The sequence below is a fragment of the Fructilactobacillus sp. X2R5C2 genome (assembly GCF_059901375.1).
This window is the reverse complement of sequence record NZ_JBWXUX010000002.1, coordinates 44,574-64,871: the sequence shown is the minus strand read 5'-3', so window position 1 is coordinate 64,871 and position 20,298 is coordinate 44,574. Positions and strand designations below refer to the sequence as shown.

Here is a 20,298-nt window from a genome sequence, read left to right as displayed (position 1 = left end):
ACAAATTATTTGTAAACCAAATATCATCAATTTCTTAAATTACTTTAATAATAAGTTCATTATCTTATCAATTTTTTCTAGCCAACGATCGACTGGTCCTAATTTATTATTATCAACTACCATGTTGGGATTAATGATATGACGGTGAATAGCGGTTACCCAGACTTCTGGATCTTGAATTGTTTTATCAATGAAGGGATACAAGACTTGAGCATCATATTCAGCGGCTTGAGAAATCTGCTGAAAACGAATGGGATCCTCTTGTCCATAACGATTATTAATAATCTTCTGCATTTCTTGATAAGCTGGTGAATCTAACTCATCTACTAATTGGTCTGGAATAACAGTATAAGTCTTTCCGTCCATCCAAACAAATTTAACGGGCTGATTGAACTTCAACTTAGCTAAATTATTGAGTAATTGATTCCTCCATATTGGATTAACATCAGGATCAACTAAATTAAATTGAGCCCCCTTTAAATACTGGTTATATGGGAGTTCCTCAGCTTTCTCCATAATATCACGTTGAGTAATTCCTGATTCACCGCCCATATGCATAAAGTGCTTCAAGTTCGCTCGATTTGATTCAACCTGTTGTGCATTGTTAATTTTCTCTAGGGATTCAATCTCTTGCTCTACATCATTCTTATTAGGGACATTAATCGTATCAACAATGATTCGTAAAGGAATAAACTTGCGGTTTTTTAAATAAATATTAACCACAAGCTCAATATCATTTTCAACTAAGTAGTTAAAATTGTCCTCAACTAAACGATATGATTCAACGTATTTTTTCTCATTAAAGAGGGAGTGCCCTAACAAATCAACTACCTGATCGTCATCAACTTCGTCGTACAAAGCCAGTAACTCTTGGGAACTCTTTTGATATGCATGCTTTTTAAAATTATTCTGAGCCCGTTTAAACCTTATTTTTTGATTATCATTCAAAATTATATCTCCACTTTAGAAAACAAAAAAATTGAGCCTAAGCTCAACTCTTTTAGTTATCTTCTTGATCATTTTTATTGTTAGATTTTTTTCTTCTATGATGCTGATTAACTTCCATGATAACTGGAAGGATCACCGGTCTTCTTCCGGTTTTCTTATATAAGAATTGTCCAAGGTCCTCTCGAACATCTTGCTTTAAATGACCCCAATCAAACTCTTTATTATCCAAATTATTCTGAACAGCTTTAGTAACAATCTCAGCCGCTTCACCTAATAAAGACTTATCTGAATTCACGTAGACAAAGCCACGTGCCATGATTTTAGGTTCTGAAATAATCTTCTTTTTCTTACGGTCAATGGTAACAACTGCTACAAAAACACCGTCTTCAGATAATACCTTTCGGTCTCGTAGAACAATATTACCAATATCTCCGACACCAATTCCATCAATCATAGTATCTGAAGCAGGAACCGCCTCCGATAGGAACATGTTTTCACCATCAAACTCAATTACATCCCCCTTAGCAGGTAGAATAATATGAGATGGCTTCATTCCCACTTCTTCAGCTAGTTCCTTTTGTGCTTCCATCAAACGGTACTCACCCTGAATCGGAATCAAGTAATCAGGATGAATTAAGTTCAGCAACAATTGCAAATCATGCTTACTAGCATCACCAGAAATATTCTTTTCATCGGCAATGCTCATGACCTCTCCACCGGCCTTATAGATCATATCACGGGTTTTCGCCCATGGCGTATCCATGGCACGCGAAGGACTCGTAGCAATCAGAACCAGGTCACCTGGCTGAATGTCAACGTCGCGATCACGGTTGTCAGCCATTCTCTGAAGCGATTCCATTGGTTCCCCATTTTTACCAGTCTGTAAAATAATAATGTTGTGCGGATCCATCTTTTCCATTTCTTTAGCGGACTTAATAAATAAATCGTCAGAAGGTAAAGTTAACTTGCCAAGCTTAAGGGCGGTGTCAATGACTTCTTCTAGACCCTTGCTTGTCAGGTATACTCTTCGACCTGCTTTAGCAGCCGCATTTAAGACTTCCTGAATTCGCAAGATATTATTGGCAAGACATGCAACAATTACACGACCCTTTTGATAATGGAAGGTTTCATATAGATAATCTCTAATTTCTTTTTCATCGGTACTCTCTTCGGGATTGTCAGCATTTCTTGAATCACTTAGCAGTGCCAAAACGTGTTCCTTACCAATATCAGCTAAAGCAGCATAATCAGTTTTGTATCCGTCTGCAGCGGTCTGATCAAACTTAAAATCACCAGTATAAACAATGTTACCAAGTTCCGTACTAATCACAATTCCAACTGAGTCAGGAATTGAATGAGTGGTGTCAAAGAAACTAACGGTTCCATCTTCAAAAACAATCTCACTCTTACTATTAATAACGTGAAAATCATTAAACTTCTTGGTTTTCTTATTGTCTGCAACTGCCAACTTTGCTAATCCAATGGTCAATTCGGTCCCAAATACAGGAACATTAAACTCACTTAGAAAATAAGGTAATGCTCCAATGGCATCTGCATGTCCATGGGTAAGAAAAACTCCGACAATCTTGTCAGCATTATCCCTCAGATACGAAAAATCTGGAATCACAAAGTCAATCCCTAACATTTCATTTTGGGGATATTTTAACCCACAATCTAAAATAAAAATACTATTATCGTTAATTTCAATGGCATATAAATCTTTTCCATTTTCCCTCACTCCACCTAATGGAATGATTTTGATGTTATTTTTCATAATTACTCGTTCACCTCAAAATTTTACTTTTAATTCATACTATTATTATACGAAGCTTTTGCCTCAAACCGCTCATTATATCTGTTAACAGTGTAACATATTTATCTTAAGCACTAAATTATTTATGTATAAAAAAAGAGCGGTAAAAATCCGCTCTACCAAAACTAAGATTAACGACGTAATCCTAATTCTTTGATCAATTTACGATAACCTTGTACATCATTGTTACGTAAGTATGCCAGAAGGTTTCTTCTGTGACCAATTTTCTTCATAAGTCCACGTTGTGAGTGGAAATCTTTCTTATGAGTCTTCATATGACCATTGATTTCATTGATGTCAGCAGTTAATACAGCAATTTGTACTTGAGTTGAACCAGTGTCGCCTTCATGTTGAGCAAACTTCTTAATAATGTCATTTTTTCGTTCTTTACTTAAAGCCATTATTATATCCACCTTTCTATATATAATCCCTTAATCTGAGTAATACGTCAGTGGCTCGTAAAACTAAGATTAAGTTACTAGACTAATATAACCTAAAATCAGGTGTTATTCAAGTCAGCATTAATAAATGAGTCCAGTTTTTAGTGCTATTGCAATTAATCAATGGATTTTGTATAATTAGGAATGTTAAAAGATGTGAATAAATTGAATTTATTTCACAAAGTGGAGGTGAACTTAATGCCAGTAATTAAATCTGCTATCGAACGTATGAGAACTAACGAAGAAGCTAGAAAGAAAAACGCATCTCAAAAGAACGAAATGAGAAGCGCAATCAAGAAATTCGAAAAAGCCGAAGCTTCTGGTGCTGATGATTTAGACAGTGCATACCGCGATGCTGTTGCAGCAATCGATCATGCAAAATCAAAGGGCCTTATTAAAGCTAATAACGCTAACCGTAAGAAATCTCATTTAGCAAATCGACTTGCTAAAAATGATAATTAATAAAAAAAGAACCCAATTAATTGGGTTCTTTTTTTATACTCTGATTTAGTTTAACCGCAAACATCTCAAATAATAATTCCGGATTACTACTAGTACTTTTAAGCTGTTCCTCAATTTTTACTAAGTCAACATAAGCATTTCGCAGATACTTTCTTGAATACTTACGATCACTTCTCATTGCCAATTTCACTCGATAAGGATGAACTCTAAGTGCACTTGCTAAATTTCCTTGGCTGTACCCCAACTGCTCTAAAATCTTAACCTGTAGTAAAAGACGAAATTGACTAACCAAAATGGCGTTAATTTGAATGGGTTCATGCTTTTGTGCAATCAGATCATGATAAAATTCAATTGCCTTCGTGGTATTTCCACTCATCAAATAATTAACTAAATCAAAAACGTTTTGATCCATTGATTTCGATACTAAGGAGTCAACGTCCTCAAGCGTTATTTTTTTATCATTAATTTTATACAAAAAAAGTTTATTCAATTCATTCATCACACTGGCTAAATCATCTGATGTTCGGGTAAGAAGTTCATTAAGTGCATCTTGATCAATTACATACTTCTTTTCTTCAATCTTTTTTTGGATCAATTGTTTTGTTTCACGCTCTGAAAATTGATTTAAATCAATTACTTCTGCCTGTTTCTTTAATTCTTTACTAACTTTTTTTCGTGCATCTAACTTAAGATAAGGAGCGAAAAAAACTAGTACTGTTTCTTGTGGCGGATTTTTTAAATAATTTACTAACTCCTCGGGATGATGAACAACCTTACTTTTATTTCTTTCCCCCGTCAAAAAATATGGATTTTTAACAAATACCAATCGTTTTTCACCAAAAAAGGGAATTGACATTGCATCATCCAACGCTGTTGATAAAGGCGTTTCTTCCATATCATACGTAGCAAAGTTCATGGTTCTTTCTTCTTCAGGAATTAAGGCTTTAAGCTTCTTTTGAATTGTATCAATCCAATAATTATCATTTCCCAAAATTAAATACACCGCTTGAGGCTCTTTATTAATTTGATTAACTTGTTCTACGACACTCACTGATGTGCCACCTTCCACTTAGTTTCGAACTTTCCAATTTTATTATTTCTAAATTTGTACCTAATCATACCATTTTTTTGAGTATTAATAATTGTGATACGTTGCCTATGCATCGTATCGATTGTCTCCTGATTAGGGTGATGATAACGGTTGTGTCTTCCAGCTGAAATAAGAGCAATTTTAGGATCAATTGCCCGAATAAATTTTGGATCAGATGAAGTCTTACTTCCATGGTGTCCTAATTTAATTACATCAACACGAAGATGCGGGTATTTTTGGATAATTTTCAACTCTTCTTCTCGATTCAAATCACCCATAAAAATCCAATTTAATCCCCCGATTTTACCAAATAAAACCTGTGAATCTTGATTTTCTCCTAGCCCTTTTTTCATGGGATGAACTACTTGAAATGGTGAATTCTTAATGTGATCACCAGCTTTAGCGTTAATTAACTGAAATTGACCCCGATACGGTTTAATTCGCCTTAAAAAACTCTGATTATTTGTCATTCCCCATGGAACATATACTCGACTAACGTTCATTTTGCTTAAAAAAGCCGACAAATCCCCAACATGATCAGCATCTTGATGACTCAAACATACATTATCAATTCGAGACACTCCAATGCTTCTCAAGTAACTAATTGATGTATTATTTGCTTGATAAATTGGCTTCCGTTTTGATTTGCCAAAAAAATTGGGTTTCCCGCCAGTATCAATTAACGTAATCGATCGGTTAAATGGCTCTCTCACAAGGAAACTGTCTCCTTGTCCCACATCAAAAGCATCTACTTCACCACTAAGTGGAAAATGAATCATAATAAAGCCAAGACTAAAACACGTTAATAAGAATAAAATACGTTTAACAGTAACTTCCTCAATGAGAAATAATACCGTAACTACCATCACTAAAACAATCCATACGTTCAACTTTCCAATTACCAAATTACCTGGCAGGCCCGCAAGCAAATTTAAAAACTGATCAAATAATCCCAATCCTTTATCAATCCACGAAACAAATAAATTTAATTTGAAAAAGGACAAGCTGTATCCAACTAACACCAAGGGAAATATGAAAGCAGTAAAAAAAGGAACAAATAACATGCTCGCTAATAATGATAAGATGTGCCATTCATACACATGATATAAAATAATTGGCATACTAATTAGGTTAAGTAAAATGGTTCGCTTCAAAAACCCACAATTCTTCGTTAGAATAAGACCTAAAGATAATAAATATGAAAGTTGACATCCAAACTGAAAAATAAATAACGGATTAATCAATAGATTAATCATCACTGCACATGACCATCCATCTAAGGCCGAAAAACTCAGATTTAATTTCTTTAATCCCAGACGCTCTTCAGCCATTAAGACAGCTCGTAGAAGGCTTGCACCCGCCCCAGCAATTACAAAATAAGCAGGCAACAGTATGATTAACCATGAATCGATAGTTTCCCTTTTAAAACGAAGAGTTGAAAAGATCCACGTAAAAAGGCCCACAAGATAGAAAACATGCATCCCGGAAATCGTAAACAAATGAATGAGTCCTAACTGCCGAACTCCTGCCAGTTCTTCTCTGAAATCATTGGTTCGATTTCCATAAATTATCCCTAAAACGTACATCCGTAAATGTCGTGGTAGTTGTTGGCCTGTTTTCATCATTTGAAATCTCAGGTTATGCACAAGATTACTCAGACTTAAATTTTTACAAATCGTTTGATATTTAAATTGGTTGCATTTAAATTCAGCGACGATCCCACGCGATTGATTAAAATCTTTAGCATCAAACTGAGAAAAATTAGGAGCCGAATCAATTAATTTAATTTGACCATCAATTGTAAAAAAACTAGTACGATCTAAATGCAAGAGAGTATCACGTTCCGATTTATTCTTAAAAAATCCATAAACCAATACCCTTTGTTTTAAACGAGGAATTTCTAAGATTCCACTATAGGAATCTCCATTAACCTGCAAATCATCAGGACGAATCTTTGCTACTAACGTTAACGGGGCTGCATTCTTTGGTATAATTTTTACTTTTTGATTAATTCCACCTTGCCAAATCACAAAAAATAAAATTGGCACTAACAAAGACACAACACTTTCAATTAGAAGATGAGGTATTTTTAAACAAAAGATCCGAATTAACCATAAAATTAACAAAATAATTCCAATAACATGATTTTCAAAAAAAGCAAATGAACTAATCATCCATAAAATGGACGGAAATACTAAAAAATTCTTTTTAATTATTTATCAACGGATAAGAATGATTCAAAAGGTAAATTATTAATGTCGTCTTTATTGACATCAACTTTTTCTAAAGCAACGTGTTTCATGTCTAGCAACTTCTTAGCATAGTCACTATTATGGTAATTCCTTAAATACTTAATTTTAACAATTCCTGCCTGAAGTAGCATTTTAGTGCATTGAAGACAGGGCACGTCTGTTACATAAAGTTCCGCGTTATCAGTTGATTCACCAAACTTAGCACATTGTAGGATCGCGTTCATTTCTGCATGAATGGTTCGCTGACAATGTCCATCAACCAAATAACAACCCTCGTCAATACAGTGAACATCTCCTGATACCGATCCATTATAACCACAAGCAATGACTCGTTTATTTCGAACGAGAACCGCTCCAACGGACCGCCGATTACATGTACTTCTTGAGGCCACTAACATGGCCTGGAGCATAAAATATTGATCCCATGGAATTCTTTTCTTTTTCATAATTTAATCACCTTCAGTAGAGTATTTAAACTTAGTATAACAATAATACCTACTTTAGTTGAACCTACACTGTAATTGAACTTTTCAAATTAGCAACGGTTTTATCTCCAAAACCAGGAACATTCTTTAAATCATCAGGATTCTTAAACGGACCACTTTGTTTCCGATAAGCAATGATTTTATCTGCTTTTTTCTCTCCGATTCCATTCAACTGTTGTAATTTTGATTTATCAGCTTGATTAATATTAATCTTTCCGCTATCAGATTCTTTTCCGCCCGCAGCACTGGCCTCAGAATTATTAGTTACTTGATTAGTTTTGGGTAATCCATTAATTTCGCCACGAATTGGGACATAGACCACCTGTTGGTCGGATAATTTCTGTGCTAAATTAATGTGTTTAGCATCGGCCGATCGATTGAATCCACCTGCCAGTTCCACTGCATCTGAAACTCGCATACTTTTGCCAACTTGATATACACCTGGTTTATTAACCGCTCCTTTCACGTCCACATAAACTTGCTGATGATCTTGATTTGAAGCTTGATTATCATCTTTGGTCATTACCTTAGAGGAACTTTTCGTGTGTCTCAAATTAGTGTGACGAGACAAATTAGCTTGGTTCACTTGACTCCCCTCTCCGTGTTGGGAAACAAAAACACAACATCCAAGTAAGATAATCACCATAACTACCAGACCACCAATGATACGATACTTATATTCTTCAATCCATTCATATAACTTATCCATCTTTCTCTCCTTTCATATCTAGATACGAAAAAAACACAGCTTTTTAGCTGTGTTTTTGATTTAAATATTTTAAAGCATCATCAAAAGATGTGACGGGAATGACTTTCATCTTTGGAGCATATTTTTTTGCAGTTGCCTGGGCCACCTGATAGTTGGTTTGATGCCCGTCTTCCATTCTAAGAATCGTCTTAGTTGGCTTAACGTATGGACAGAAGAAGATCTGAGCCCCACTCTTATTGGCTGCAATAATTTTTTTATCAACTCCACCAATTTCTCCAACCTGACCATTCGAAGCAATGGTGCCGGTTCCTGCAATTCGTTTGTAATCATAATTAGTATGTTTCAATTCACTATAAACCTGTAAAGCAAACATAAGTCCACCTGATGGACCACCAATTTTACCGGGATTAATATTAGCCTTAGGACTAGTTTTCAGACTGACATCGTCAACCATCCCAATTCCAATTCCATAAAATCCCTTTACAAGTTGTTTTTTGTACCCTTTTACCTGTTTGGTTTTACCGTTTCGCTTAAAGGTAATTTTAAGCTCAGCATGCTTCGGAAGTCCTTGAATGTACTTAACGTACTGAGGTCCCTGATACAATTTCTTTCCATTTACTGATTCAACTAAATCACCTGGTTTTAGTTTATTAGAAAAATCAGAATGAGGATACACATTTAATACGTATACACCATGATAACTCTGCTTCACCTTAGCGTGGGCCTTATGATAACCAACGTAGATAGCATTATTAATGGCACTCTTCATGTATATATTTTGGACATTATCATACTCTTCATTACTCTGGTTCCCCATCACGTCAGAAGTCTTTTCAAGTGATACATGGGGATTCACCTTCGAATAAAGGTAAGTAATCGGTCGAGCCTGCGACATTGAAACAGCTGTGATCATAAACTTATTTTGTTTGTTGGGCTTAACTCCCTGAATTTTAACCATTGGTTGAATGTTGACCGCTTCTCCAGGAGCTTCAATCAACGCATTAAGTGGCCAAAAAAGGAACCATAGTATAAAAACAATGATCCCTAAAAAAATCAGAAAGTATCGATTGTGTTTAATCCATTTCCAGATCTTTTTCACTGATTTCGTTTCTCCTTAAGTGCCTTACTAACTACCCTAGGAACAAATTTAGATGTATCTCCCCCAAAATGATTAATTTCTTTGACCATTGAGGATGAAATCAATTCATAATCATGGTTAGCAAACAGCAAAACCGTTTCAATTTGGGGATCTAACATTTGATTCAAACTGGCAATTTCCTGCTCATTTTCAAAATCTTTTGTATCACGAATTCCACGAATCAAAATATTAGCGTGTTCTTGCTTTAAAAAATCAACCGTTAAATTTGAATAGATTTTCACCGTTACGTTTGAATAATCAGAAAGACAAGCTTCAATCATCCTTTTACGCTCTTGCGGTGTAAATAACCCATTTTTACTAGCATTATCACCAATTGCAACCACAATTTCATCAAAGATCTGCGTAGCTCGATTAATGATATTCAAATGTCCGTTGGTAATTGGATCAAAACTACCAGGATATATGGCCTTTTTCATACTATTCACCTTAATTCATGATTTGATAGATTGAGATAATCGTCAAACCATAATCCTTCTGTTTAATCAGTCGATAATTTGCAGCGTCGTCTGACATGTTAGTCTGATTATCAGTTTCACAGATTACCATCCCATTATTGTTCAATAAATGGTCTTTAGCGATCTCGTCTAACTGCTTCATCATTTGTTGCTTTTTGTACGGTGGATCTAAGAAAATATAATCAAAAGATTGTCCTTCTTTTTTTAGTTTAGTCAAAGCTGACTCCGCATTCATCTTCCATACGGAAAAATCGTTCGGATCAGAAACCATGGCGATGTTTTCCTTGATGGTCTTATAAGCCGCATACTGTTTATCGACAAGAATTGCATGGTCCATTCCCCTTGAGACGGCTTCTAAAGAAACCGCTCCCGAGCCAGCGTATAAGTCCAGAAAATTACCACCATTAAAGTAAGGACCAATCATATTGAATAACGCTTCTCGGACTTTATCAGTTGTTGGTCGCGTTTTATTTCCCGGAACGGGTTTAAGTTTCCGTCCCCCAAATTTTCCTGAAATTACTCTCATTTTTGATCCTTTATTCTTCAGTATCGTTCTCAGCGTTAACTTCGCCAAAATCAATTGCTAAGTCAACCGTTGGAGAAACATCTACTTTTTTTACAAATCTTAGTTTATTAATTTCTTGAATTGTCGTATCCAGTTCCTTATTATCAACAAAAATAATAACATAATGCATTTTCTTAGATACAAATTGAATATCACCAAATTTTTTTAAGTTCTTAACCTGGCGAATCGAATATGTCGAAACAATTAATTCCGTTCGATCAGTTAATTTAGTCATAGTCTCACCTTACTTAGCTTTTTTATTACGTTCCTTTTTCTCAATCCTACTAATGTGAAGAACTAATCCAAGACAAATGGTTAAAGCAATAATACTCGAACCACCGTAACTAATGAATGGCAGGGCAACCCCAGTTAATGGGATCATACCAATCGCACCACCAGTATTAAATAATGTCTGAATAAAAATATAGGCGGCCGTTCCGTAACAAATCGTACTATAAAAAGTATCGTTAGTTCGACTCCCCACTGCAATAATCCTTAGAATTAAATACAGGAGCAATCCTAAAACAACTAAAATGCCAACAATTCCAAGCTCTTCACCGATAACTGCAATTATAAAATCAGTATTGGGTTCTGACAAGTAACCCATCTTTTGGATTCCATTCCCAATTCCAACTCCAAACCAGCCACCATTACTAATGGCATAATACGAATTTACTAACTGATGGCCAGAAGTTTGAATGTACTTGAATGGATCAGAGAAACTGATAATTCTTTGCATTTGATAACTGTGCATGTGAGATATTATACCCTCAAAGGGTTTGATCCATAGTCTAAATCCTACAAATAGGGCTCCAATCCCAACAATCCAGATCCTTGCAGATTTAAAGTTACTTCCGGCAGCTAAAATCATCATCAAAATGATAAATAAATTAATTGCAAAGCCACCAGTATCAGGTTGGAAAAGAATTAATACGAGCATAAAAATTGGAATAAGACTAGGTCTAGCTACTGTTATAAATTCTTTGGATAACCCATCATTTTCAAAGAATGGTTTTTCGTATGCTAAGACATTTGCGTAATACAAAATAAATAATGGTTTACAAAACTCGGCTGGCTGAATGTGGACTGGACCAAGTATAATCCATCCAGCAGCACCATTAGTAGTGGCACCAAAAAACATTAGAAATATTAAAGCAAAGACCATTATAACCATTAATATGATATAAAACTTTAAGTTCCCCTCAAATGCCTTACTTCTTAGAACAGAAAAAAATATTAGAACACCAAAACCAACTACCACAAATACAATTTGCAGAACTAAATAACGAAAAGCCATATCTGTATGAGCACTTAAGCCCTCACTTGATGAAAATACCATTACAATTCCAATCATACTTAGTAGTAAATATGGAACCATAATATACCAATCTAACTGTTTTAAGTATTTAATCATATTAATCTCCAACTCATATGTAAAATCCACGAACTAATAACATTCATTATACTAGTATTAACAAATAAAAAAAGACTATTTAACATCGTTAAATAGTCTTAGTTATTTCTAATTAATTGTGACGACGCTTCTTAGCAGCTTTCTCACGTTCATTAGTATTTAGGATTCGTTTTCTCAATCTAATGTGATTTGGAGTAACCTCACAAAGTTCATCGTCATTTAAGAATTCAAGTGATTCTTCAAGAGTCATATGAACAGGTTCTTTGACCTTAGCAATATCTTCAGATCCAGCAGCACGAACATTCGTCTGGTTACGACCACGGGTAATATTAACCGAGATATCATTATCTCTAGCATTTTCACCAACAATCATACCTTCATAAACTTCAGTACCTGGATCAGTGAAGATCTTACCACGATCCTGAACAGCCATGATTGCATAAGTAGTAACTTTACCTGGATTAATTGAAACCAAGGTTCCGTTACGACGACCAGGGTTCCAGTTCTTAATCGCAGGAAGATACTTACTGAATGAATGGTTCATAATTCCATATCCACGGGTTAATGATAAGAATTGAGTACTGTAACCAATTAAACCACGTGAAGGAACCAAGAATGTCATTCGAACTTGACCGTTTCCAACGTTCTCCATGTTCTTCATTTCACCCTTACGTTGTGACAAGGTATCAATGATTGAACCAGAGTATTCTTCAGGGGTATCGATCTGAACGGATTCAAATGGTTCACACTTAACACCATCAACATCCTTATAGATAACCTCAGGACGAGAAACTTGAAGTTCATAACCCTCTCGACGTAAAGTCTCAATCAAGATCGACAAATGAAGTTCACCACGTCCAGAAACAACCCAAGCACCAGGATCGTCCGTATCTTCAACTCGAAGAGAAACATCAGTATGAAGTTCCTTCTTTAGACGATCACCTAACTGACGTGCAGTAAGGTATTTACCATCTTTCCCAACAAATGGTGAGGTGTTAGTACCAAAGGTCATTCTAAGAGTTGGTTCATCAATTCTTAAGACTGGTAGTGGCTCTTGCTTATCAGGACTAACAACGGTTTCACCAACATTAATGTCTTCCATTCCAGAAACCGCAATCAAATCCCCAGCTTTAGCTTCATTAATTTCAACCTTTTGAAGGCCAATGAAACCCATTAACTTAGTAACACGGAATTTTTGGGTACTACCATCAAGTTTCATCAAAACAACGTTATCTCCGACTTTAATCTTGCCTCGGAAAACACGGCCAATTCCAATTCGACCAACAAAATCATTGTAATCAAGCATGGCAACTTGGAATTGTAATGGGTCATCTGAGTTATCGATTGGTGATGGGATGTTCTTAATAATGGTGTCAAAAACAGGCTTCATAGTGTGTTCCTGCTTTGAAACATCAGGATCATAACTTGAAGTTCCGTTCATAGCTGATGCATAAACAACTGGAAATTCAAGTTGCTCTTCATCAGCACCTAATTCAATAAATAAGTCAAGAACTTCATCAACAACAGCTTCAGGTCTAGCACCTGGCTTATCAACCTTGTTAATTACAACAATGGGAGTCAAATGTTGTTCCAAAGCTTTCTTTAAAACAAAACGAGTCTGTGGCATAGTTCCTTCAGCAGCATCAACCACTAAAAGAACCCCATCAACCATTCGCATGATACGCTCAACTTCACCACCAAAGTCAGCATGTCCAGGAGTATCTAAAATGTTAATCTGCTTATCACCGTACTTAACGGCAGTATTCTTTGAAAGAATAGTGATTCCACGTTCACGTTCAATCGCGTTAGAATCAAGCGCCCGGTCTTGAATCTCAGTATGATCATTCAAAGTATCAGATTGCTTCAATAACTCATTAACCAAGGTAGTCTTACCGTGATCGACATGGGCAATAATTGCAATGTTTCTAATATCGTCTCTTGTTTTCAAAAATGTTTCCTCCTCAAAAAAGCAATTCAAAAATTTGCAATTTGATAAGTTAAAGAACTCAACTTCGATAAAAAAGCTGTGAGTTAATCACAGCTTTTAATTAACGCTTCGTCGAAATTTTCAGAATATCTTTTTGCGCCTTTTTTGTCGCTAACAAAACTGTATTTGATGATAGCATATCGATGGGCTTCCCGTCAATAGTAGACACTGTCATTCCAAGTGTCTCAGCCAACACACGTCCAGCAGCAATATCCCAGGGTCTTAAATGAGAAATATAGCCAATTGTTTTCCCACTAATGGCAGTCGCAATTTCAATCCCAGCACTTCCATAAATTCGATAACCAGAACTTGCCTCCGCGATTTCTTGCATATGATGAACATCCCGAATAATCAGGGGCCCACTCATACCAATCAGACCGTCTTCCAGCGAATTGTTTGCTGGTGGATTCATGGATTCAGAATTAACGTAAATCCCAATATCAGGACCACCATGATATAGTTTGTCATTTATTACATCGTAAATAAATCCCAGGGTTGGTACTCCATCAACATAGTAAGCAATCATCATGGCAAAATGATCCCGCTGTTTTACAAAGTTCATCGTTCCGTCAATGGGGTCGACAATCCAAACCTGACCATCCAAACTATCAATCTTATCGCCTAAGCCTTCTTCACCTAGAACTTTACTCCCAGGTTCTAAAGCCCTCAATTGCTTTACAAAAAACTTCTCATTATCTTTGTCAATGTTAGTGACTAAATCTTTCCGACCTGTCTTTTCATTTACATCCAAATGACCATTAAGCCTTTCCATAACAAACGCACGTGCGGTGGTTAAAATCTGGCAGACGTCATGATCAATTCTTTTTAAATTATCTACTGTTGTGATGGAATCATCCCTTTCGTTTGATGGTTTTCATACCTGGATTGTCTCTCGCTAATTTAATAACGTGATATACATCCAACCCCGACTGTTTCTCAAAATCTCTCTGTAAATTGTTCTGTTCCACTTTAGCAGGATTAATCTCACAGAATCGATGATAACTGTCCATTAGATTCTTTCGACTAACTCCACTTTTATTATAAGCCATTTCAATATTTTCAAAGAAATGACACACATCAATTAACTCTTTTCGACTCCAATTATCCACAATTGGATAAGAATAACTTTCATTAGTTTTTTGAGGCATCTTTTCCTCCATTAATCACAGCTGTGATAATTTCATTGGCCCAACCTAAATCTTGATTTAATTTCTTCTGCTCATCTTCTGATAGTTGTAATCGGATCGCTTGCGCGGCTCCATTACGATTAATTAATTTTGGGCTCATATCTAATTTTAGTTCGTCTTTTTCTTTATCAACACTCACAACTGAACAAATTAATGATTGACCTTCATACATTGATATTAGTAACCTAATTAACGCTTTACTCTGAATCATTTGATTAGTCACAACATCTGGATCATCAATCACCTGCTGAACTTGACCAATAATATCACTACTATAATTATTACTATCATCAGCTAAATAAGACAGTAAGGTAGCAGGACCAATATAAACCCGACTCCATGCAACTAGATTATTGGTATTGAGTCCCAGCACATTGACATTGATATCATCAGCACTCACATCAAAATTCCTTAATAATTCGTTCTTCAAAAGCATTTCTTGTGGCAGCGTTCCTACTCCAATAATATTTTGGTTATCGAGACCAGAAAAACCCGCCGCAAAGTATGCAAAAATTTCATCATGTGGAGCATTAATTACTATTTTCCCACGAAAAACGTTTGAAACACAATCATTAATCACGTCACGTAAATTATCAATTTCTGGCCTCATATCCTCAGCAATTTGATTGGCATCGGTTAATTTTGGATTGTAAAATTCGATATCTGGTAAATACAATAACGCATCAAAATTGTTTAATTCAGGCTTATCTGCGATTTGAATTGATAGGTTATGACACATTTTGCTGGATAATACGGCTGATCGGATCTGTTCACTATCATCAACTTGAATAGTAACCGGAAAGTCGCAAACGATTAGCGCTTTTAAAAGAGCTAAGATTCTGTCTATGCTTCCCTTAATTAATAACTTTGGTTGCATTCTAATTCCTCCACTCATTCTAAAGAATTTATTAATTTTTTTCTTGTTAATAAAGTACCATTTCAAATTCTATTTTGCACATATGAATAATACAAATGCTTCTATGCCATGAAATTCACTGGTTTTAAGTTTTATGATAGAATAAATTGGTAGTAATTGACATGAATTAGGAGGTAAAACGTTATGTACCTAATGAAAGACATAACACGAGAAGGCAATCCGGTCCTTAGAAACCAAACCAAGCCTGTAAAGTTTCCACTTAGTGATGAAGATCGAGAGCTTGGTGAAAAAATGATGAAATACCTAGAAGTGAGCCAAGACCCAGAACTATGTAAAAAATATCATCTACGAGCTGGTGTTGGTTTGGCCGCCCCACAAGTCGGCCAATCGAAGTCAATGGCAGCAGTTTTAACCCCACCAGAAGGTGAAGATCAAAAGTCACCATTTAAGGCTATCATGATTAATCCGGTAATCATTTCCAATTCCGTTCAACGTGGTGCGTTGACCGAGGGTGAAGGATGCCTCTCGGTTGATCGAGACGTTCCTGGATTTGTTCCCAGAGCCGATCGAATTACAGTTAAATATCAGGACTTAGAGGGTAAGGAACACAAAATCAGATTGAAACATTACCCTGCCATTATTGCACAACATGAAATTGATCATCTTCATGGGATGTTATTTTATGATCACATCAATAAAAATGATCCATTTTCAAAAACAGAAGACGAAGTATTTTTTGACTAATGAACTTGATTTTATTTCGAAAGGGAAAGTTCTTACGTTTCCCTTTCTTTTTCATTTAATTTATCAATGTCACTTAAATATTCATGCGTAGCCGGATTAACCACATTAGCAACATCAAATATCAATACCCGTTTGTTTAGCCAACAATCAGTTACAATCAAAGTTTTCTTTTCATGGGCATCCACGAAACCATCAGGAACGGCATACTCAGCTAATTTTTGGTTCAAAAAAGATCGTAATAAATCGGCATCCTCATACCCGTCTTTAACCACACAACGGTACTCAAAAACCATTACACCCCTTCCCCAAAAATCTGATAGAACCTGAGAACCGACGTAACTTTGAATAATTTCTCGCTGATCTTCAACTTCAAAGTATTTGACTACCTTATAAATTTCAGCATCAACTTCATGTTTCATTTTTAATTGATACCTTCGCGTTGGTAAAGTAACAAAAAAATAGTGGAGACAATTATAGATTAGAAAGGCCACTACTACACCAACAACTAGCTCTAAAAATATTTTCAATTTTCTTCTCCAATTAATCCAATTTATAGTTTTATTTTAACATGAATCATGTTTGCCGATTCACATGATTCTATACTTATTTGTCATAATATGCTAAAATGTGGTCAATTGTTGCGTTATTGCAACCTAATGTACGAAAAAGAACATTAAATCATCAAAAAAGGAGTAATTATATTGATTTATAAAGTTTTGTATCAAGACGAAAATAATTCTAACCCTAAACGTGAAGCAACTAAAACCCTTTATTTAGAGGCAAAAACGGTCGCTGATGTTAGAACTATGCTGGAAAAACACACGAAACACAACATCGAATTCATCGAACCGCTTGAAGGGAAGCACCTTGAATTTGAAGAAAATGATCCCGGATTTAAAATTACGGAGTTTAAATAGTTATGAAGAAATTAAACATCAAAAATAACGAAACTGCTATTTATGGTGTTGGTGGACTCGGAGAAATTGGTAAAAATACTTATGGGGTACAGTTTCAGGATGAAATCATCTTGATTGATGCTGGAATCAAGTTCCCTGAAGATGATCAATTGGGAATTGATTATGTCATCCCAGATTATCAGTACTTAATTGATAATAAAGATAAAATTAAGGCACTTGTTATCACTCATGGTCATGAAGACCATATTGGTGGTGTGCCCTTTCTTTTAAAGGTCTTAAATGTTCCAATCTACGCTGGTCCACTAGCATTAGCGTTAATCAAAAATAAATTGGAAGAACACGGCTTGCTAAAACAGGCGGAACTTCATGAGATTAACGATAAATCAGTTTTAAAATTCAAAAAAACGAGTGTTTCATTTTTTAGAACCACTCATTCAATTCCAGATACAATGGGAGTAGCAGTTCATACGCCAGATGGTGTCATTGTCGAAACAGGCGATTATAAATTTGATCTAACCCCTGTTACTAACCAGCCACCTGATTTGCAAGCAATGGCAAAGTTGGGTGAAGAAGGTGTCCTCTGTTTAATGGCTGACAGTACGAACGCTGAAAAGCCGGTCTGGACTAAATCAGAAAAATGGGTCGGAAAATCAGTTAGACACATTTTTGATGAAGTAAAGGGCCGAATTATCTTCGCTACCTTTGCTTCTAATCTATCGAGAATCAAGACTGCCATTGACACCGCCCTTGCTCACGACCGTAAAATTGCTGTATTCGGTCGAAGTATGGAAGCTGCCATTGTTAACGGGAGAAAACTTGGATACCTGGACGTACCCGATAGTGCCTTTGTAGATGCTCAAGAACTAAAGCACCTTCCCGCTGATAAAATCATGATCCTATGTACCGGATCACAAGGTGAACCGATGGCAGCCCTAGCTCGAATTGCCAACGGAACCCACCGCCAAATTTCTATTCAACCTGGAGACACCGTTGTCTTTTCAAGTAATCCAATTCCTGGAAACACATTGAGTGTTAACCGAGTTATTAATGAGCTTGAAGAAGACGGCGCCACTGTCATTCATGGTAAGATCAATAATATTCATACCTCTGGACATGGTGGCCAAGAAGAAGAAAAATTGATGCTTCGATTGATGAAGCCCAAGTTTTTTGTCCCCATTCATGGTGAATACCGAATGTTAAAGATTCATACCAAACTGGCACAAGAATGTGGGGTTCCCGCTGATCATTGTTTCATTTTGAAAAATGGTGAGGTGTTAGCCCTTACTAAGGATAGTGCCCATATAGCTGGATACTTTAATGCTGGGGACGTTTACATTGACGGAAACGGTGTTGGTAACATTGGAGATAAAGTTCTCCAAGATCGTCAACTTCTTTCTGAAGAAGGACTTGTTGTGGTTGTCGCAACCATCAACTTAAAGAACCAAGAAATTCAATCTGGTCCTGATCTCCTTTCTCGTGGGTTTGTCTACATGCGTGAGTCTGGTGAATTATTAGATGAAGGCCGTAAGTTAGTCTTTCGAACCATTCGACGTGCTATGAAAAATAAAAACGCCGACGAAAAATCGATTAGTAAAGCCATTGTCAATGATTTATCCAACTTCTTGTATGAAAAGACTCAAAGAAGTCCACTAATTTTACCAATGTTAATTATGAATGATTAAACCACAAAAAGGTGAATCCACTTAGGATTCACCTTTTTTTAATCTATTCTTGTAGAAAGCACAAAAAAACATGACGAAATCGTCATGTTTTTTTATTTACTTGTATTTAACAATTTTATCAATTTCATCTAACTCATCTTGGGTAAAATCAAGATTATCTAAGGCCTTCAAGTTATCATCTAAGTGATCAACCTTTGAAGCACCAGTAACAACACTGGCTACAGTTGGATCGTGTAATAACCATGCAAGTGACATCTGAGCAAGTGTCTGGTCACGGTTCTTAGCAATACCATTTAACTTGTTTAATTTGTTAACAGCACTTTCATCACCGTTAGCTAAAATAAACTTGTTTGTCTTGTGGAGTTTAATGTCTTCAGGAATTCCCTTCAGATATTTACTAGTTAATAATCCCTCTGCTAGAGGACCGTAAGCAATAAATCCATCATGGTTATCGGCTAAAGTTTTAAGGGTTCCATCGTCTTCTGGTTCCCTATTAAGCATGTTATAAGAACTTTGGTTAACTACAAATGGTGTCTTTAACTCTTTAAATAATTTAATCATCTCAGCAGTTTGGTGACCATCGTAATTTGAAATTCCAATATACAATGCCTTTCCTGCTCGAACTAAACCGTCAAGAGCTTCGGCAGTTTCTTCAAGTCTGGTATTAGGATCAAATCGATGAGTGTAATAAATGTCTACGTAATCAAGACCCATTCTTTGGAGACTTTGATCTAAGGCAGTAACTAAAGTTTTCTTGGAAGAATAATTTCCGTAAACTCCGGGCCACATATGAAAACCGGCCTTAGTTGTAATGATTAATTCATCACGATATGGCTTTAAGTCACGACGATAAACTTGACCAAACATCCTTTCAGCTGCACCAGAACCAGGACCATAATTATTAGCTAAATCAAAACTAAAGATCCCCTTGTTAAAGGCATGAAGCATTACTTTTTCACTATCTTCGAAATTAGCGTCATCGCCAAAACTATGCCACATTCCGAATGATAATGCAGGTAATTGCAATCCAGTAGTTCCTGCACGTCTTACTTTCATATTATCGTAACGATTATCATTTGCTTTAAATACCATTAAAATCCCTCCAAATTTTT

Annotated in this window: 22 protein-coding genes; 4 read left to right on the top strand and 18 right to left on the bottom strand. The window is 35.9% G+C overall.

Annotated features, from left to right (window positions below; all coding sequences use genetic code 11):
• Positions 1-39: 39 nt before the first annotated feature.
• The 3 genes from AC6UD2_RS02880 to rpsO form a co-directional block, all read right to left on the bottom strand.
• Positions 40-948, bottom strand: a complete 909-nt coding sequence (locus AC6UD2_RS02880; RefSeq protein WP_500697970.1) for a hypothetical protein — start codon at positions 946-948, stop codon at positions 40-42.
• A gap of 52 nt (positions 949-1,000) precedes the next feature.
• Positions 1,001-2,722, bottom strand: a complete 1,722-nt coding sequence (locus AC6UD2_RS02875) for a ribonuclease J (protein ID WP_153218750.1) — start codon at positions 2,720-2,722, stop codon at positions 1,001-1,003.
• A 170-nt stretch (positions 2,723-2,892) separates the two neighbouring features.
• A complete protein-coding gene (gene rpsO / locus AC6UD2_RS02870) occupies positions 2,893-3,162 on the bottom strand; it encodes a 30S ribosomal protein S15 (protein ID WP_010021261.1) in 270 nt (89 codons plus the stop codon).
• 237 nt (positions 3,163-3,399) lie between these two features.
• On the opposite strand from rpsO, the gene rpsT reads away from it, so the two are divergent.
• Positions 3,400-3,663 (top strand): 30S ribosomal protein S20, encoded by a 264-nt coding sequence (gene rpsT, locus AC6UD2_RS02865; RefSeq protein WP_010021259.1) that lies wholly within the window; start codon positions 3,400-3,402, stop codon positions 3,661-3,663.
• A gap of 16 nt (positions 3,664-3,679) precedes the next feature.
• Here the strand turns inward: rpsT and holA are convergent, their stop codons facing one another.
• The 13 genes from holA to AC6UD2_RS02800 all read right to left on the bottom strand — a co-directional run bounded on the left by holA (position 3,680) and on the right by AC6UD2_RS02800 (position 15,843).
• Positions 3,680-4,714, bottom strand: a complete 1,035-nt coding sequence (gene holA / locus AC6UD2_RS02860; protein ID WP_500697969.1) for a DNA polymerase III subunit delta — start codon at positions 4,712-4,714, stop codon at positions 3,680-3,682.
• Positions 4,711-6,801: a DNA internalization-related competence protein ComEC/Rec2 gene (locus AC6UD2_RS02855; protein WP_500697968.1), complete on the bottom strand. Its 2,091-nt coding sequence runs from the start codon at positions 6,799-6,801 to the stop codon at positions 4,711-4,713. Before AC6UD2_RS02855 ends, holA begins: the two co-directional genes overlap by 4 nt.
• Before the next feature lie 164 nt (positions 6,802-6,965).
• The gene (locus AC6UD2_RS02850) at positions 6,966-7,451 is read right to left on the bottom strand and encodes a ComE operon protein 2 (protein WP_500697967.1); all 486 of its coding nucleotides are present in this window, start codon (positions 7,449-7,451) and stop codon (positions 6,966-6,968) included.
• A gap of 64 nt (positions 7,452-7,515) precedes the next feature.
• Positions 7,516-8,199, bottom strand: coding sequence for a helix-hairpin-helix domain-containing protein (locus AC6UD2_RS02845; RefSeq protein WP_500697966.1), 684 nt, complete (start codon positions 8,197-8,199; stop codon positions 7,516-7,518).
• A gap of 43 nt (positions 8,200-8,242) precedes the next feature.
• A complete protein-coding gene (locus tag AC6UD2_RS02840; RefSeq protein WP_500697965.1) occupies positions 8,243-9,298 on the bottom strand; it encodes a SepM family pheromone-processing serine protease in 1,056 nt (351 codons plus the stop codon).
• A complete protein-coding gene (coaD, locus tag AC6UD2_RS02835) occupies positions 9,295-9,774 on the bottom strand; it encodes a pantetheine-phosphate adenylyltransferase (RefSeq protein ID WP_039144874.1) in 480 nt (159 codons plus the stop codon). The genes AC6UD2_RS02840 and coaD overlap by 4 nt, the downstream gene beginning before the upstream one ends.
• Positions 9,775-9,784: 10 nt before the next feature.
• Complete coding sequence (gene rsmD / locus AC6UD2_RS02830; protein WP_500697964.1) at positions 9,785-10,339, bottom strand: 16S rRNA (guanine(966)-N(2))-methyltransferase RsmD; 555 nt, start codon at positions 10,337-10,339, stop codon at positions 9,785-9,787.
• A 10-nt stretch (positions 10,340-10,349) separates the two neighbouring features.
• Entirely contained in the window at positions 10,350-10,613 is a 264-nt protein-coding gene (locus AC6UD2_RS02825; protein WP_010021247.1) for a YlbG family protein, read from the bottom strand.
• A gap of 9 nt (positions 10,614-10,622) precedes the next feature.
• Positions 10,623-11,792, bottom strand: a complete 1,170-nt coding sequence (locus AC6UD2_RS02820; RefSeq protein ID WP_500697963.1) for an FtsW/RodA/SpoVE family cell cycle protein — start codon at positions 11,790-11,792, stop codon at positions 10,623-10,625.
• Between the two features lie 112 nt (positions 11,793-11,904).
• Positions 11,905-13,740, bottom strand: a complete 1,836-nt coding sequence (gene typA / locus AC6UD2_RS02815) for a translational GTPase TypA (protein WP_010021242.1) — start codon at positions 13,738-13,740, stop codon at positions 11,905-11,907.
• Positions 13,741-13,840: 100 nt separating this feature from the next.
• Positions 13,841-14,626: an inositol monophosphatase family protein gene (locus tag AC6UD2_RS02810; RefSeq protein WP_039144879.1), complete on the bottom strand. Its 786-nt coding sequence runs from the start codon at positions 14,624-14,626 to the stop codon at positions 13,841-13,843.
• A 4-nt stretch (positions 14,627-14,630) separates the two neighbouring features.
• Positions 14,631-14,927: a UPF0223 family protein gene (locus AC6UD2_RS02805; protein ID WP_500697962.1), complete on the bottom strand. Its 297-nt coding sequence runs from the start codon at positions 14,925-14,927 to the stop codon at positions 14,631-14,633.
• Positions 14,911-15,843 carry a Rossmann-fold NAD(P)-binding domain-containing protein gene (locus AC6UD2_RS02800; protein ID WP_500697961.1) on the bottom strand — a complete coding sequence of 311 codons (933 nt, stop codon included), beginning with the start codon at positions 15,841-15,843 and terminating at the stop codon, positions 14,911-14,913. Before AC6UD2_RS02800 ends, AC6UD2_RS02805 begins: the two co-directional genes overlap by 17 nt.
• 183 nt (positions 15,844-16,026) lie before the next feature.
• Here AC6UD2_RS02800 and def point away from each other — a divergent pair, with 183 nt between their 5' ends.
• Positions 16,027-16,587 (top strand): peptide deformylase, encoded by a 561-nt coding sequence (gene def / locus AC6UD2_RS02795; RefSeq protein ID WP_010021236.1) that lies wholly within the window; start codon positions 16,027-16,029, stop codon positions 16,585-16,587.
• 32 nt (positions 16,588-16,619) lie between these two features.
• Here the strand turns inward: def and AC6UD2_RS02790 are convergent, their stop codons facing one another.
• Positions 16,620-17,114: a hypothetical protein gene (locus AC6UD2_RS02790; RefSeq protein WP_500697960.1), complete on the bottom strand. Its 495-nt coding sequence runs from the start codon at positions 17,112-17,114 to the stop codon at positions 16,620-16,622.
• 174 nt (positions 17,115-17,288) lie between these two features.
• Between AC6UD2_RS02790 and AC6UD2_RS02785 the strand changes: the two genes are divergently transcribed.
• Entirely contained in the window at positions 17,289-17,504 is a 216-nt protein-coding gene (locus tag AC6UD2_RS02785; RefSeq protein WP_010021232.1) for a DNA-directed RNA polymerase subunit epsilon, read from the top strand.
• 2 nt (positions 17,505-17,506) lie between these two features.
• A complete protein-coding gene (gene rnjA, locus AC6UD2_RS02780) occupies positions 17,507-19,186 on the top strand; it encodes a ribonuclease J1 (protein WP_039144884.1) in 1,680 nt (559 codons plus the stop codon).
• Positions 19,187-19,282: 96 nt separating this feature from the next.
• Here the strand turns inward: rnjA and AC6UD2_RS02775 are convergent, their stop codons facing one another.
• The gene (locus AC6UD2_RS02775) at positions 19,283-20,278 is read right to left on the bottom strand and encodes an aldo/keto reductase (RefSeq protein WP_010021230.1); all 996 of its coding nucleotides are present in this window, start codon (positions 20,276-20,278) and stop codon (positions 19,283-19,285) included.
• Positions 20,279-20,298: the final 20 nt, after the last annotated feature.